This is a genomic window from Embleya scabrispora DSM 41855 (assembly GCF_000372745.1).
GTDB lineage: Bacteria > Actinomycetota > Actinomycetes > Streptomycetales > Streptomycetaceae > Embleya > Embleya scabrispora.
This window is the reverse complement of the sequence record NZ_KB889704.1, coordinates 38,235-51,172: the sequence shown is the minus strand read 5'-3', so window position 1 is coordinate 51,172 and position 12,938 is coordinate 38,235. Positions and strand designations below refer to the sequence as shown.

The following is a 12,938-nucleotide window of genomic DNA, read 5'->3' as shown; positions in this document are numbered from 1 at the left end:
CGGATCGTCTCCACCAGGTCCTTGGTCTTCTCGTCCGTGGGGCTGGTCGACGGGGTGGCCCGGAAGACCGCAGTGTCGCCCGCCTGGTTGAAGCGGGCCTGCGAGATCGACACGATGCCGTCCGTGTTGCCGATGCGGTCGCCGATGACGCGCACCGCGGCGCGCGGGTCGGCTGCTCCCCTCGCGTCCACGACGATGGTCAGCGGGCCGTTGAAGCCGGGGCCGAAGCCCTCGGCGAGCGCGTCGTAGGCCCGCCGCTCGGTGGTGGCGGTGGACTTGGCCTCGTCACCCGGCATGCCCAGCCGCAGCGACGCCATCGGCACGGCCAGTGCGCCCAGTCCCAGCACGCCGAGAATCAGCACCGCCACAGGACGACGCAGCACGAAACGAGCCCAGCGTGTGCCCAGGTTGCCCCGCCCGCCCGCGCCGGGCGCACCGCCGCTCGGGAGCACGACCCGGTCGCGGCCCCGCGTGCGTGCCTTGCGGGCCTTGCGGGCCAGCACCGCGTCGGGCCAGAACCCGAGCAGTGCGGGGACGACCGTCAACGCGACCAGTACGGCGACCGCGACGGCCCCCGCGGCGGCCAGGCCCATCTTCGTCAGCGTCGGGATCCCGACCACCGACAGGCCCGCCAGTGCGATCACCACGGTGACCCCGGCGAATACGACCGCCGACCCGGCGGTGCCCACCGCCATCCCGGCCGCCTCCTGCGGTGCCCGGCCGCGCTCGCGCTCCTCGCGATAGCGGGACACCACGAACAGGGCGTAGTCGATGCCCACCGCCAGGCCCAGCATCGTCCCGAGGGTGAGCGTGTCCGCGGACAGGCCCAACGGGCCCGCCGCCAGCAGGATTGCGAACAGGCTCACGGCGACACCCAAGACCGCGGTCAGCAGTGGCAGGCCCGCGGCCGCCAATGAGCCGAACGTGAACAGCAGCACGACCGCCGCCGCCGAGAGGCCGACGATCTCCGCCACTCCGCCGGGCCCGCCGCCGCTGTCCATCGCCGACCCGCCGGTCTCCACCGCCAAGCCCGCCGCCCGCGCCTGGTTCGCCGCCTTGTCCACCGCCGCCCGACTGGCGTCGGTGACCTCGGCGGACTCCACCTTGTAGGTGACGGTCGCATAGGCCGTCGAACCGTCCTTGCTGACGGCCTTCGACTCGAACGGGTCCGCGACACCGGCCACTTGCGGGCCTGCGCCCAGCGAGCGCACCGCGTTGTCGACGGCCTTCCGCATGTCGCCCTCGGTCACCTTCCGCCCGCCCGGGGCGACGAAGACGACCTTGGCGGTGGCGCCGTCCGCAGCCGTTCCGGGAAAACGCTCCTCCATGAGATCGAACGCCTTCTGCGACTCGATCCCCGGCAGCGAGAACTCCTCGTCGGAGGGCCCCGACGCCTGCGCGGCGCCGACCGCGACCACCACCAACATCCCCAGCCACACCAGCAGTACCCGGCCGCGCCGCCGAAAGGCGCCGCGACCGAGCCGATACAGAAAAGTCGCCACGTCAGGGTCTCCATATCCACGAGCGATGACCGCTCAAGGCTCGCCCGGGAAGACCCGTTCCGTCGTCATGCGGCTACAGACACCGCGACCTACCGAAACCACACGACCGACTACTGAAATTGCAGTAGGCGCCCACCGCCGACGGCATGTCCCCGGGACACCGGCGAACGCCACACTTCACCCACCGCGGGCGACCTGAGGCGGCCATGTCACATCCAGCCGGCGAGGCGATGCCGCGGGTGGGCTGTTGTGGCGGTGTGGGAAGACCCGGTCGGCCCGGTTGCCCCGCCGGGCCGACTCGGCGGGTTCGGGTGGCCTGGGGGCGGAGGTCACCCGGGGGTGTCGGGCGGGGGGAAGGAGTGGTCGAGGAAGGACGTCCAGGCCGACTGGACCCTTTCGTGGTGGTCCCGGGTGGTGGCGGCCAGGTGGTCGAGGAGGAGGCCGCGGAGGACGGCGAGGACCAGGGTCGGAGGAACCGGGTGGTCGGCCAGGACGCGCCGGAGTGGGGGGAGCCAGTCGTTGAGGGACTTGCCCGCGAAGTCGGACCAGGGGCCTTCGGGGCTGTCGAAGGAGCGGACATAGCCGTCGAAGAACAGGCGCAGTGCGCCGCGGCGTTCGGGGGCGATCAGCCAGGTCCACAGCAGGTCCAGGGTCTGCCGGGCGGTGCCGCGGTGGCCGTCGGCGCGTTCGACCAGGGCGAGTTGTTCGGCGCGGCCGACGTCGAGGATCTCCCGGATCAGGCCCTCCTTGGCGCCGAACAGGTAGAGCAGTACGCGCGGACTGGAGCCGATCGCCTGAGCCAGTGGGCGCAGCGAGAGTTCGGCCAGCCCGTGCTCGGCCACGTAGGCGACGCTCGCGGCGAGCAACTCGGCGCGGCGGGCGGAGGTGGGGGGTTTCGCGTCGGCGGCCATCCGCATATCCTCTACTGAAACGACTGTTTCAGTGAAGGGTATCGAGAGCATGACCTCGACACCGAGCCCGCGCGCTGTGACCATTCGCGACGCGACCCGTCCCGGCGACCTGGGCGCACTCGCCGCGCTGCACGGCGTGCTGTACAGCCGCGAATACGGCATGGACACCACGATGGAGGCGGGCGTCGCCGCGGGTATGGCCGAACTCGTGTTGGCCCGTGCCCGGGAGGGGGACGACGGACCCGGCCGGATGTGGGTCGCGCAGGACGGGGAACGGGTGCTGGGCGGCGTCGGGTTGACCCGTGAGCAGGACGGGTGGATGCGGCTGCGCTGGGTGATCCTGGACCCGGCCGCGCGCGGTCGGGGTGTGGGCGGTGCGTTGCTCGACACCGCGCTGGCCGAGGCCCGTCGGCGGGACGCGGTCGGCGTGTACCTGTGGACCATCGCGGGCCTGGGCGCCTCCAGGCACCTGTACGACCGGGCCGGTTTCACGCTGACCGAGGAACGCCCGGCCCGAGCCTGGGGGATCGACGCCGTCGAGCAGCGTTTCGACCTGAAGTTGTGATCGGCGCCGATCCCGGGACCACTCCGGGATCGGCGCCGCGATGCCGGGTCAGCCGACGATCGTCACCTCCGTCTCGCGCAGGTGATCGGGGTCGGACAGTAGGTCGATACCGACGATCAGGCCGTCCACGACGGTGAAGCCGAAGATCACCCGGGGTTTGCCGCCCGGTGCCCAGACGGCGCCGACGATGCCGTCGATGAGCGCGGTCCGTGCGCCCCGGGCCCGGCCGGCGAAGATCTCCGCGACCGCCGTCGCGCCGCGCGCCTCGGTCGTCGCGCCCGCCCGGGCCGCGGCCCCGTCGGCGCGTGCCACCACGTCCGGGTCGAGCAGGGCCAACAGCGCCTGGAAGTCGCCATCGCGCGACGCGGCGAGGAAGGCGTCGACCACCTCGCGCTGCCGGGTGGGGTCGACGTCCGGGTCGCCCGGCGAACCCTGGACCCGGCGGCGCGCCCGGCTGGCCAACTGCCGAGTGGCGGTGGGGGTGCGGTCCACGATCGTCGCGATCTCGTCGAAGGGCAGCGCGAACATGTCGTGCAACACGAAGGCGAGGCGCTCGGCGGGCGCCAGGGTCTCCAGCACCACCAACAGCGCGAGGCCGACCGAATCGGCCAGCACCGCCTCGTGCTCGGGATCGGTGCCCTCACCGGGGTCGACCACCGGGTCCGGGACGTGCGCGTCCAACGGGTCCTCGCGACGGGTCCGGCGCGACCGCAGCATGTTCAACGACACCCGGGCGACCACCGTGGTCAGCCAGCCGCCCAGATTGTCGATCTCGCTCACGTCGGAGCGACTGAGCCGGATCCAGGTCTCCTGGACCGCGTCGTCGGCCTCGTTGAGCGAGCCGAGCATCCGATACGCCACCGCCCGCAGATGCGACCGGTGCTCCTCGAAGCGGCCCGCCAGGAACTCGTTGTCGTCCATCGGTCTCACATTCCCGTCGTGTCGTGTCACAGCCCTGACCGACGAAACCCGATGGATGTGACCGACCCGGCGATCACCCGGACGACCGATGGCGTCCGGCCGCCCCGCGCCGACCGACCCGCGCCGACCGCGACTCGACCCGCCCGACCACAACTCGACCACGCCCGCCTCAACGCAGCGGCAGCGTCACCCACACCGTCTTGCCGCCGGCCGTGTCCGGCTGGATCCCCGCGTACCCGCCGGCCTCGGCGACCAGGGCCTTGACGATCAGCAGGCCGCGTCCGCTGTCGTCGTCGACCGTCTCCAAGAGCGCCTTGGGGCAGAACGGATGTCGATCGTGCACCCCCACCTGCACGCCACCGTCGTCGGTGCCGCACACGGTGACGCCGATGGCCGGCGTCAGCACCCCCGCGTGCCGGATCGCGTTGGTCACCAACTCGGACACGACCAGACGCAGCGTGTCCACGAGATCGCCGTGGGCCGGCATGCCCCACTCGACGGCGATCGCGACCACTTTGCGCCGGGCCGCGGACACTTCCGCCTCGTGCGGCGGCAGATCGAACCGACACACCGGATGAGCATCGTTGAGCACGGTCATACCGCGCCTCCCGATCCGGTGGTGGTCACGCGATGGACGGACACGGCACCGTGACGGCGCCCGGTGTGGCTCATGATGTCCCCGATGGCGGGTGTACGGATCTTCCGAGGGAATTCCCTCGGAGCGTACCGATTCCGGCGCCCGGTGCGTCCAGTTTGCGACACTTCACACTCCACTCGGCGGGGCGTTCGGGGGCGTGCGCGCGCGAAACGCCCTGGCGAGCGCGCCGTTCGCGCCCGACGCGCGCCAGGGGTGACCGACCGGGGTCCACCCGTACGCGTGACACCCGCTCCCGCGCGTCCACCCCCGGGTTCGGCGCCGGTTCCGCCTCCGGGCCCGGCGCCGGCCGAGTCCGCCGCTACGCAGTGGCGGGATGTACGCCCGAGCCTTCCAGGTGCGGTCGGACCAGAACCTTGACGTGCTCGTCCGGCCGGCCCAGCGTGTCGATCGCGGCGGCCACCCCGCCGAAGCCCACCTGCCCGGTGACCAGCGCCGCCGCGTCCACGCTGCCCGCGGCGATCCGGGCCAGCGTCTTGGGGTACTCCTCGGGCGGATAGGTCAGACACATCTTGACCGTGAGGTCCTTGTAGATGCCCACCACGGGTCGGAACGTGTCCTCGGTCATGCACACTCCGATCAGCAACACCGTCGCGCCCCGCGGTGCGGCGTAGGTGATGCGATCGAACATGCCGGCCTTGCCCGAGCACTCGAAGACGGTCAGCGGTTGCCCCGGCTCGGCGATCTCGCGCCACGCGACGAACGGGTCCCGCTCGGCCGGGTCGACCACGACGTGGGCGCCGAACGCGCGGGCGAGTTCGCGGCGCCGCGGCGAGGGTTCGGAGACCACCACGGGCGCCACGCCGCGCTCGATCAGGCCGGCGATCGCGCCGAGGCCGATCGGCCCGGCACCGATCACGATCGCCGCGCCGCCCTTCTCCGCGCCGGAGCGGGCCACGTTGCCGAAGCCGACCGCGAGCGGCTCGGTCAGCGCGGCGATGTGCGCCGGCACGTGTGAGGGCACCTTGACCAGGGCCGCGGCCTGCATCACCATGCGCTCGCCGAAGCCGCCGGGGAAGGCGTTGGAGTAGCCGATGGTGCGCAGTATGCCGCCGCCGTCCAGTGCCCAGGGCAGCCCGACCACGACCTCGCCCTCCTCGAAGCCGGTCACGCCCGGGCCGGGCCGCACCACCCGCGCGGACAACTCGTGGCCCATCACCAGGTCGGCGTCCGGGTCGAAGACGAACGAGGGCGTGTCGGAGTCGATGGACGCCTGGAGGAACTCGGCCGTGTGTTTGTACGCGGACAGGTCCGAGCCGCAGATCCCGCAGGCCACCGTCTCCACGAGGACCTGCCCCTCGCCGGGTTCGGGTGCCGCGATGTCCTCGACCGTGAACGCGCCGCCGCGCAGTACCGCTGCTCGCATGATGGGCAATCTCCCTGTCGGGTCGACGGGTCGACCGATTCACCGGGTACCGGGTTGCCGGGCCGTCGAACGAACGTGTGTCGGTGGGTTCAGGAGGCGGCGGGCGGCGTCATCGCGGCGACGACCGCCTGACGCAGCGCGCCGATGAAGCGCTCGCTGTTGTCGTTCGCCCAGGCCATCGAGTCCTGTCGCGGGCGGTTGGCGCCGGTGAAGTGCGGGACCACGTACTCGGCGAACAGTTCGTAGCTGCGCCGCTTGTCCGCGGGCCGCGCGATCGGCAGGTCGAGCAGGAGCAGCGTGCCGAAGCCGCCGGACCGCTCGGCCATCGCGGTGATCCGTTCGATCGCCTGCGCGGGTGTGCCGATCATCGCCACGCCGAAGGTCGGAAAGCCCTCGCCGGTCCACTGCGCCACGGCCTGCCCGGGCGTCGCGCCCCAGGGCATGGTCATCCCGGACAGCCCCTGGATGTAGTCGACCAGGTGGTGCACGCCGTACTCGGCCTGCTCGCGCGCGGCCTCGGTGGTCTCGGCGAGGTGCATCGGCACGACCAGGCGCCAGCGCTCGCGGTCGGCGACGTGGCCGTGCTCGGCGCAGGTCTTGGCGTACACGTCCCAGTTGCCGGCCAGCGCCGCGAAGCCGGACGGGTCGGCGGCGGCGAGCGAGAGCAGGCCCATGCCGTGGGTGCCGGCCTGTACCGACCCGGACGGCGAGACGGTGGAGGCGCATACGGTCTCGATGCCGGCGCGCGTGTACGGGCCCAGGTGCAACCGGGCCTGGTCCAGGGTGAACCAGTCGGTCCGCATGGTCACCGTCTCGCCGCGCAGGAGCGGGACGATCGCGGCCAGCGCCTCGGCCATCATGCCGCGTTGGCGCATCGGGTCGATGCCCATCATGAAGGCGTCCGAGGCCAGTTGGCCGGGCCCGGAGCCGAACATCACCCGCCCGCGCGATTGCAGGTCGAGCTGCACGATGCGGTCCGCCAGGACCAGCGGGTGGTGGTACGGCAGCGAGTTGACGCCGGTGCCGAGCCGGATCCGGGTGGTGCGTTCGGCGGCGGCGGCGATGAACACCTCGGGCGAGGCGATCGTCTCGTAGCCGGCCGAGTGGTGCTCGCCGATCCACGCCTCCTCGAAGCCGAGCGCGTCCAGGTGTTCGACCAGGTCGAGATCCCGGCGCAGTTGCAGCGCGGGGTTGCCGTCGATGCCGTGGTAGGGGGCGATGAACGCGCCGAAGCGGGTCGGCGGGGCGGCCTCTGACACGGGCGACCTTTCATAGGACACAAGAACCTGCTTGGATGAGTTATGTCCTACATGGAGGATGACGAGGAAACAAGGGGTACGCCCGCCGGTCGCTCGGCCCCGCGTACCCGGCGCACCGCCGACGGCGGGCCCAGCGCCCGCACGTTGTTGTTGACCGTGCTGGGGGAGTACGTGCGCTGGCCCGGGCACGACGGAGTGTGGTCGCCGACGGCCGTGGCGGCGCTCGGCGCGCTGGGTGTCCCGGAGGCGGCCACCCGACGGGCGATCACCAGGCTGACCCGGGAGGGGTGGCTGGTGGCCCGGGCCGAGGGGCGCTACACCCGGCTGACCATCGCGCCGTCGCTGTATCGGCTGCTGACCGGGTGGACCGAGCGGCTCGCCCGGGCGACCCGCGAGACGCCCTGGTCGGGGCAGTGGCAACAACTGCTGTTCCGCCCGCCGGCGGCGCTGCGCGAGGCGCGCGCGGTGGTCGAGGAGCAACTCGCCTTCGAGGGCTTCGGCGATCTGGGTCGGGGGGTGTGGATCGCGGCGGACCCGGGTGGGGTGGGCGCGCTGCGGTCGCTGATCGCCGAGCGCGGCCTGACCGGGCACGCGACCTGGATGACGTCGAGCGTGAGCGACGCGGAGCGGGAACGGGCCCTGGTCGAGCAGGCCTGGGATCCGGCCGCGATCCGGGTGGTCCTGGAGGCGTTCGTCGACCGGTTCGCCGGTGCGCGGGCGAGCACCGACGCGGAGGCGTTCGAGCTGCGCACCCGGCTGGTGCACGCGTGGCGGCTGACCTTCGAACGCGACCCGCGCCTGCCCGCCGCGCTGCTGCCGGCGGATTGGCCGGGTGCGGCGGCGAGCGACCTGTTCGTGGCGACGTGGCGCGAGATCCACGAGCCGGCGCAGCGGTGGTGGGCGCGGCTTGATCGGGATCCGCGGCTGGGCTGAACCGGCGTGGCGCGGTTGCGTGTCGATACCCCCTGCCCCTATCTTCATCTCATGCTCGTATGAAGAGCTGTTCAGACGTTACGATGTCCGAGTCGAGACGACGGTGGACGGGGACGGGCCCGACGGTCAGGTGGGCCGGACGCGGGCGTGGACGTGAAAGTGGAGGTGACCCGGTGGCGCAGCCGGTGGACGCGGACCTGGTGGACTCGGTGCGATCACGCCTGCCGGACGGCCCGCACCTGGCCGAGACCGCGGACGTGTTCGCGCTCCTGGGCGACCCCGGCCGGCTCACCCTGCTGGTCGCGCTCCTGGAGGGCGAGCTGTGCGTACGCGACCTGGCCGCGGCATGCGGTCAGGGCGAGTCGGCGGTCTCGCACCAACTTCGGCTGCTGCGCGCACACCAGGTGGTGACGGTGCGTCGGGCGGGCCGGTTGGCCTACTACCGCCTCGCGGACGCGCATGTGCGCCTGCTCCTGGACGTGGCGCTCGCGCACATCGGCCACGCCCCCGCCACCGATCACACCGGCTGCGCGAACGAGCTTCCCGGAGGGACTCCATGACCATCCGCGACCACGACCACGGCCCGGACGCGCCCGGGTCGGCGGCGCCGACCCGCGAGCCATCCGCGGCCCACGGCCGTCACGACGGGCACGACGGGCACGACCACGGGAGATCCGGGCACGCCGGTCACTCGCACGGCGTGGCCGCGGACGCGGATCGGCGCTACCTGACCGCGGCGCTCGTGCTGATCGGCGCGTTCATCGTGGTCGAGGTCACGGTCGGCATCCTGGCGAGCTCGCTCGCACTGATCACCGATGCCGGCCACATGGTCACCGACGCGTTCGCGATCGGCCTCGCGCTGGTGGCGATGCGGCTCGCCGCCCGGCCGGCGCGTGGGCGCTGGACGTACGGATTCAAGCGCGCGGAGATTTTGTCCGCGCAGATCAACGGCATCACGTTCCTGGTCCTGGCGGCGTGGTTCACCTACGAGGCGGTCCGTCGGCTGATCTCGCCGCCCGATGTCGAGGGCTCGTTGGTGATCGTCACCGCCGCGGTCGGAATCGTGATCAACGTGATCGCGGCCTGGCTCATCTCGCGCGCCAACCGCTCCAGTCTCAATGTCGAAGGCGCCTATCAGCACATCCTCAACGACCTGTGGGCGTTCATCGCCACTCTGATCTCCGGCATCGTGGTGCTGGCCACCGGCTTCGCCCGGGCGGACGCGATCGCGTCGCTGATCGTGGCGGCGCTGATGCTCAAGTCCGGTATCGCGCTGGTGCGCGAGTCGTGGCGGATCTTCCTGGAGGCGGCCCCCGCCGGCATCGAGCCGGACGTGGTCGGGGCGGACCTGGCCTCGGTCGAGGGCGTCACCGAGATCCACGACCTGCACATCTGGACCATCACATCCGGCTTCCCGGCGCTGTCCGCACATGTCCTGGTCGAACCCGGGGACGACTGCCACCGGGTGCGCGACCGGCTCCAGGAGCGGCTGCGCGAGCGGTACGCGATCACCCACACGACGCTTCAGGTCGACCACGCCGACCCGGCGGTGCTGGCGATCGGCGCGACGCGTGGGCACTGCGAGGATCCGCACGGGACGGTGCACACGCCCTGACGGTCGGCGCCGACAGCCGGGGAGCCCGCACACCGCTCGGCGGTGTGCGGGCTCCCCGGTTTCGGTGCCTCGTCAGTTCGAGGCGGCGGCCCGGACCGTGCGCAGGCGCTCGGAGCGGAGCTGCTCGTGCCAGTGGTCGCCCAGCGGGGTCAGCGGCACGCCGGTGGCCCAGGTGAGCAGCAGGTCGGCGAGCGCCGGGTTGCGCGACATCACCGGACCGTGCATGTACGTGCCGATCACCCGACCCGCGTACGCGCCCTCGGTGCCGTCGCCGGTCCCGTTGCCGTTGCCGTGGGTGACCCTGGCCAGCGGCTTGGCGCCGGGGCCCACGTGGGTGACGCCCTGGTGGTTCTCGAACCCGGAGAGCACCGGCAGGCCGAGCGCGGGGTCGACCTCGGCCAGCACCTCGCCGACGCAGCGCTTGCCGGGCGCGCCCCGGCCGGAGCGTACGTCCAGCAGGCCCAGGCCCGCCTCGGACTGGTCCAGGTCGTCGATGAACTCGTTGCCGATGATCTGGTAGCCCGCGCACACCGCGAGCAGTGCGGCGCCGGCGCCCACGGCGGTGGCCAGCCCCGGGTCGCGGCGCAGGCGCTCGGCGGCCAGCCGCTGCGGCCGGTCCTCGCCGCCGCCGATCAGGTAGATGTCCCCGGAGGTGGGGACGGGCTGGTCGGAGCGCACGTCCACCCGCTCGACCTCGATGCCGCGCATCAGCGCGCGGCGCTCCACGATCAGCGCGTTGCCCTGGTCGCCGTATGTGCTGAGCAGGTCCGGGTAGATCCAGACCAGGCGCAGCCTGCTCTCACCGATCATGCCTGTGCCGCTTCCTTGATCGTCTTGCGCAGCTGTTGGAACGCCGTGTAGTTGGCGATGACCTCGATCTGGCCGGGCGGCGAGGCCGCGACCGCCTGAGCGAGCGTCTCGAAGACCTGGAACTGCAGGCCCGCGACCTCCAGCCGGACGGCCAGGTCGAGTCGGCGCTGACCCAGAACGAACAGCGGGCGGCCGGCGAGCTGGGTGAAGTCGACGTCCCAGATCCACGAGGTGTCCTTGCCGTCCGCGTCGAGCGCGTTGACGGACAGGATGACCGGGGTGGGCGGCGGGTCGATCAGCGAGAACGTCTCGACCCAGCCGGCCGGGTTCTTCGCCAGCAGCAGTCGCAGCTTGCGACCCATGTAGTCGACCACGTCGTAGCGGCCGGCGACGGCGGTGACGTGCTTCATCCGCTCCAGCGCCGCCTCCACCGGCACGCCGAACAACGATGCGATCGCCGCGGCGGTGACCGCGTTGGCGCGGTTGGCCCGGCCCGGCAGTTGCAGGTGCAGCGGCCACACCCGACCGTCCGGGTCGACCATGCGGTCGCCGGCGAGCGACCAGGTGGGCGAGGGACGACGGAAGTCGCACTGCGAGCAGAACCAGTCGTCGCCCGGACGCTGCATCACGCCGCCGCACTGCGGGCAGGACCAGGAGTCCTCCTGCCAGGTCTGCCCGGCGGCGACCCACAACACGTCCTTGCTGGAGGACGCGGCCCACACGATCAGCGGGTCGTCCGCGTTGGCGACCACGATCGCGTCGCGTCCGCTCAGACCCTCGCGCCATTTCTCGGCGAGCATCCGCGTCTCCGCGGCCCGGTCGAGCTGGTCGCGGGAGAGGTTGAGCAGCGCGATGGCGACGGGATCGGAGTCGCGGGCGACACCCGCGAGGTACTTCTCGTCGACCTCGATCACGCCGTAACGAGCCTCGTTGCCCGCGCCCGCGAGGGCGGAGGTGATCCCCGCCGGCATGTTCGCGCCCAGCGCGTTGGACACCACGGGACCCGCGGCGCGCATCGCCTCGGCGACCAGGCGCGTGGTGGTGGTCTTGCCGTTGGTCCCGGAGATCAGCACCACCTGCAGCCCCACCGACAACTGCGCGAGCAGGTCCGGGGCGAGCCGCAGCGCGAGCTTGCCGCCGATGACCGAACCGCTGCCCTTGCCGGCGCGTCGCGAGATGGCCGCGGTCACCCGACTCGCGGTGATCGCCAATTTGGAACGCGGCGGCAACGCCTCGGAGGTGCGCTGCGGCGCACCCCCCTGGCCGGGAACGCTATTGCCTGACATCGAAGAAGGTTCCTCCAAGCGACGGCCCCGACCGGCGGTGGCCCATGACCGGTTGTACCGGCCGCCACCCTATAGGCGTGGACGCGCGGGGTGGTTGTCGTGGTTGCGCCCCCGGTCGGGTCGGGCGGACGTGCCCGCCCGACCCGCCGGTTGCGCGGGCTGTGGGAGTTGGGGTTTCGCGGCAGCCGGATGAGCCCGCCCCGGCCTCGTGGCCCGGACGGCCTTGTTGGTGCTTTGGGGTTACGGGAGGCGCCAGTCCACCGGTTCGGCGCCCTGGGCGACCAGGAGGTCGTTGGTGCGGGAGAACGGGCGGGAGCCGAAGAAGCCGCCGGCGGCCGACATGGGGGAGGGGTGCGCCGACTCGACCACGGCCGCGCCGGGGCCGAGCAGGGGACGGGCGTTGCGGGCGTCGCGGCCCCACAGGATCGACACCAGCGGGGTGCCCCGGGCGGCGAGCGCCTTGATGGCCTGCTCGGTGACCTCTTCCCAGCCCTTGCCGCGGTGCGCCGCGGGGCGACCGGGGGCAGTGGTCAGGGCGCGGTTGAGCAGCAACACGCCCTGGGCGGCCCACGGGGTCAGATCGCCGTTGGTGGGCATCGGCAGGCCCAGGTCGCGGTTCATCTCGGTGAAGATGTTGATCAGCGAGCCCGGTAGCGGCCGCACCTCCGGGGCGACCGAAAAGCTCAGCCCCACCGCGTGTCCGGGGTTGGGATAGGGATCCTGGCCCACGATCAGCACGCGCACGTCCGCGAACGGTTGGGTGAACGCCCGCAACACGTTCGCGCCGGCCGGGACGTAACGCCGTCCCGCGGCGATCTCTCCTCGCAGGAAGTCGCCCATGGCGGCCACTCGACCCGCCACCGGTTCCAGGGCCTTCGCCCATCCTGCCTCGACAATTTCGCCCAACGGCCGCGCCACCATGGGAGTTGAGCATAGGGCAAGCGGGTGACAGCCCCGGCACGCCTGCCGCGCCGACCGGGGTACGGGCGTGCGGGCGGGGGGACTTGATCCATTTCGGGGGGAGACACGGGGAGATGGGAGAGCGTCGTGGGGCGGTCGGTGCCGGCCGAGTCGGCGGATCGCGGCGGCGTGGACCGAGTCCGGTGACGGGTGGG

General features: G+C 72.3%; 13 protein-coding genes. 4 read left to right on the top strand and 9 right to left on the bottom strand.

What is annotated here, in order from left to right:
• Both A3IC_RS0140305 and A3IC_RS72760 read right to left on the bottom strand, forming a co-directional pair.
• A partial coding sequence (locus tag A3IC_RS0140305) for an MMPL family transporter (protein ID WP_020555737.1) occupies positions 1–1,502 on the bottom strand: 1,502 nt, incomplete at its 3' end.
• A 329-nt stretch (positions 1,503–1,831) separates the two neighbouring features.
• Positions 1,832–2,413 carry a TetR/AcrR family transcriptional regulator gene (locus A3IC_RS72760; RefSeq protein ID WP_063744945.1) on the bottom strand — a complete coding sequence of 194 codons (582 nt, stop codon included), beginning with the start codon at positions 2,411–2,413 and terminating at the stop codon, positions 1,832–1,834.
• Positions 2,414–2,462: 49 nt separating this feature from the next.
• Between A3IC_RS72760 and A3IC_RS0140295 the strand changes: the two genes are divergently transcribed.
• The gene (locus tag A3IC_RS0140295; RefSeq protein ID WP_026219296.1) at positions 2,463–2,978 is read left to right on the top strand and encodes a GNAT family N-acetyltransferase; all 516 of its coding nucleotides are present in this window, start codon (positions 2,463–2,465) and stop codon (positions 2,976–2,978) included.
• A gap of 48 nt (positions 2,979–3,026) precedes the next feature.
• Here the strand turns inward: A3IC_RS0140295 and A3IC_RS0140290 are convergent, their stop codons facing one another.
• The 4 genes from A3IC_RS0140290 to A3IC_RS0140275 all read right to left on the bottom strand — a co-directional run bounded on the left by A3IC_RS0140290 (position 3,027) and on the right by A3IC_RS0140275 (position 7,179).
• Positions 3,027–3,899, bottom strand: coding sequence for a sigma-70 family RNA polymerase sigma factor (locus A3IC_RS0140290; RefSeq protein ID WP_020555734.1), 873 nt, complete (start codon positions 3,897–3,899; stop codon positions 3,027–3,029).
• A gap of 169 nt (positions 3,900–4,068) precedes the next feature.
• The gene (locus tag A3IC_RS0140285) at positions 4,069–4,497 is read right to left on the bottom strand and encodes an ATP-binding protein (RefSeq protein WP_020555733.1); all 429 of its coding nucleotides are present in this window, start codon (positions 4,495–4,497) and stop codon (positions 4,069–4,071) included.
• 358 nt (positions 4,498–4,855) lie between these two features.
• Positions 4,856–5,920 (bottom strand): zinc-binding dehydrogenase, encoded by a 1,065-nt coding sequence (locus tag A3IC_RS0140280; protein WP_020555732.1) that lies wholly within the window; start codon positions 5,918–5,920, stop codon positions 4,856–4,858.
• A gap of 89 nt (positions 5,921–6,009) precedes the next feature.
• Positions 6,010–7,179: an LLM class flavin-dependent oxidoreductase gene (locus tag A3IC_RS0140275; protein ID WP_020555731.1), complete on the bottom strand. Its 1,170-nt coding sequence runs from the start codon at positions 7,177–7,179 to the stop codon at positions 6,010–6,012.
• 42 nt (positions 7,180–7,221) lie between these two features.
• Between A3IC_RS0140275 and A3IC_RS59365 the strand changes: the two genes are divergently transcribed.
• The 3 genes from A3IC_RS59365 (at position 7,222) to A3IC_RS0140260 (ending at position 9,727) form a co-directional block, all read left to right on the top strand.
• Entirely contained in the window at positions 7,222–8,112 is an 891-nt protein-coding gene (locus A3IC_RS59365; protein WP_052174033.1) for a PaaX family transcriptional regulator, read from the top strand.
• Between the two features lie 173 nt (positions 8,113–8,285).
• A complete protein-coding gene (locus A3IC_RS0140265; protein ID WP_020555729.1) occupies positions 8,286–8,672 on the top strand; it encodes an ArsR/SmtB family transcription factor in 387 nt (128 codons plus the stop codon).
• Positions 8,669–9,727 carry a cation diffusion facilitator family transporter gene (locus A3IC_RS0140260; protein ID WP_020555728.1) on the top strand — a complete coding sequence of 353 codons (1,059 nt, stop codon included), beginning with the start codon at positions 8,669–8,671 and terminating at the stop codon, positions 9,725–9,727. Before A3IC_RS0140265 ends, A3IC_RS0140260 begins: the two co-directional genes overlap by 4 nt.
• A gap of 72 nt (positions 9,728–9,799) precedes the next feature.
• Here A3IC_RS0140260 and A3IC_RS0140255 read toward each other — a convergent pair whose 3' ends face one another.
• The 3 genes from A3IC_RS0140255 to A3IC_RS0140245 all read right to left on the bottom strand — a co-directional run bounded on the left by A3IC_RS0140255 (position 9,800) and on the right by A3IC_RS0140245 (position 12,744).
• A complete protein-coding gene (locus A3IC_RS0140255) occupies positions 9,800–10,534 on the bottom strand; it encodes a type 1 glutamine amidotransferase (RefSeq protein WP_026219294.1) in 735 nt (244 codons plus the stop codon).
• Positions 10,534–11,823, bottom strand: a complete 1,290-nt coding sequence (locus A3IC_RS0140250) for a MurT ligase domain-containing protein (RefSeq protein WP_026219293.1) — start codon at positions 11,821–11,823, stop codon at positions 10,534–10,536. Before A3IC_RS0140250 ends, A3IC_RS0140255 begins: the two co-directional genes overlap by 1 nt.
• A 240-nt stretch (positions 11,824–12,063) precedes the next feature.
• Positions 12,064–12,744, bottom strand: coding sequence for a uracil-DNA glycosylase (locus tag A3IC_RS0140245; RefSeq protein ID WP_020555725.1), 681 nt, complete (start codon positions 12,742–12,744; stop codon positions 12,064–12,066).
• Between the last annotated feature and the right edge of the window lie 194 nt (positions 12,745–12,938).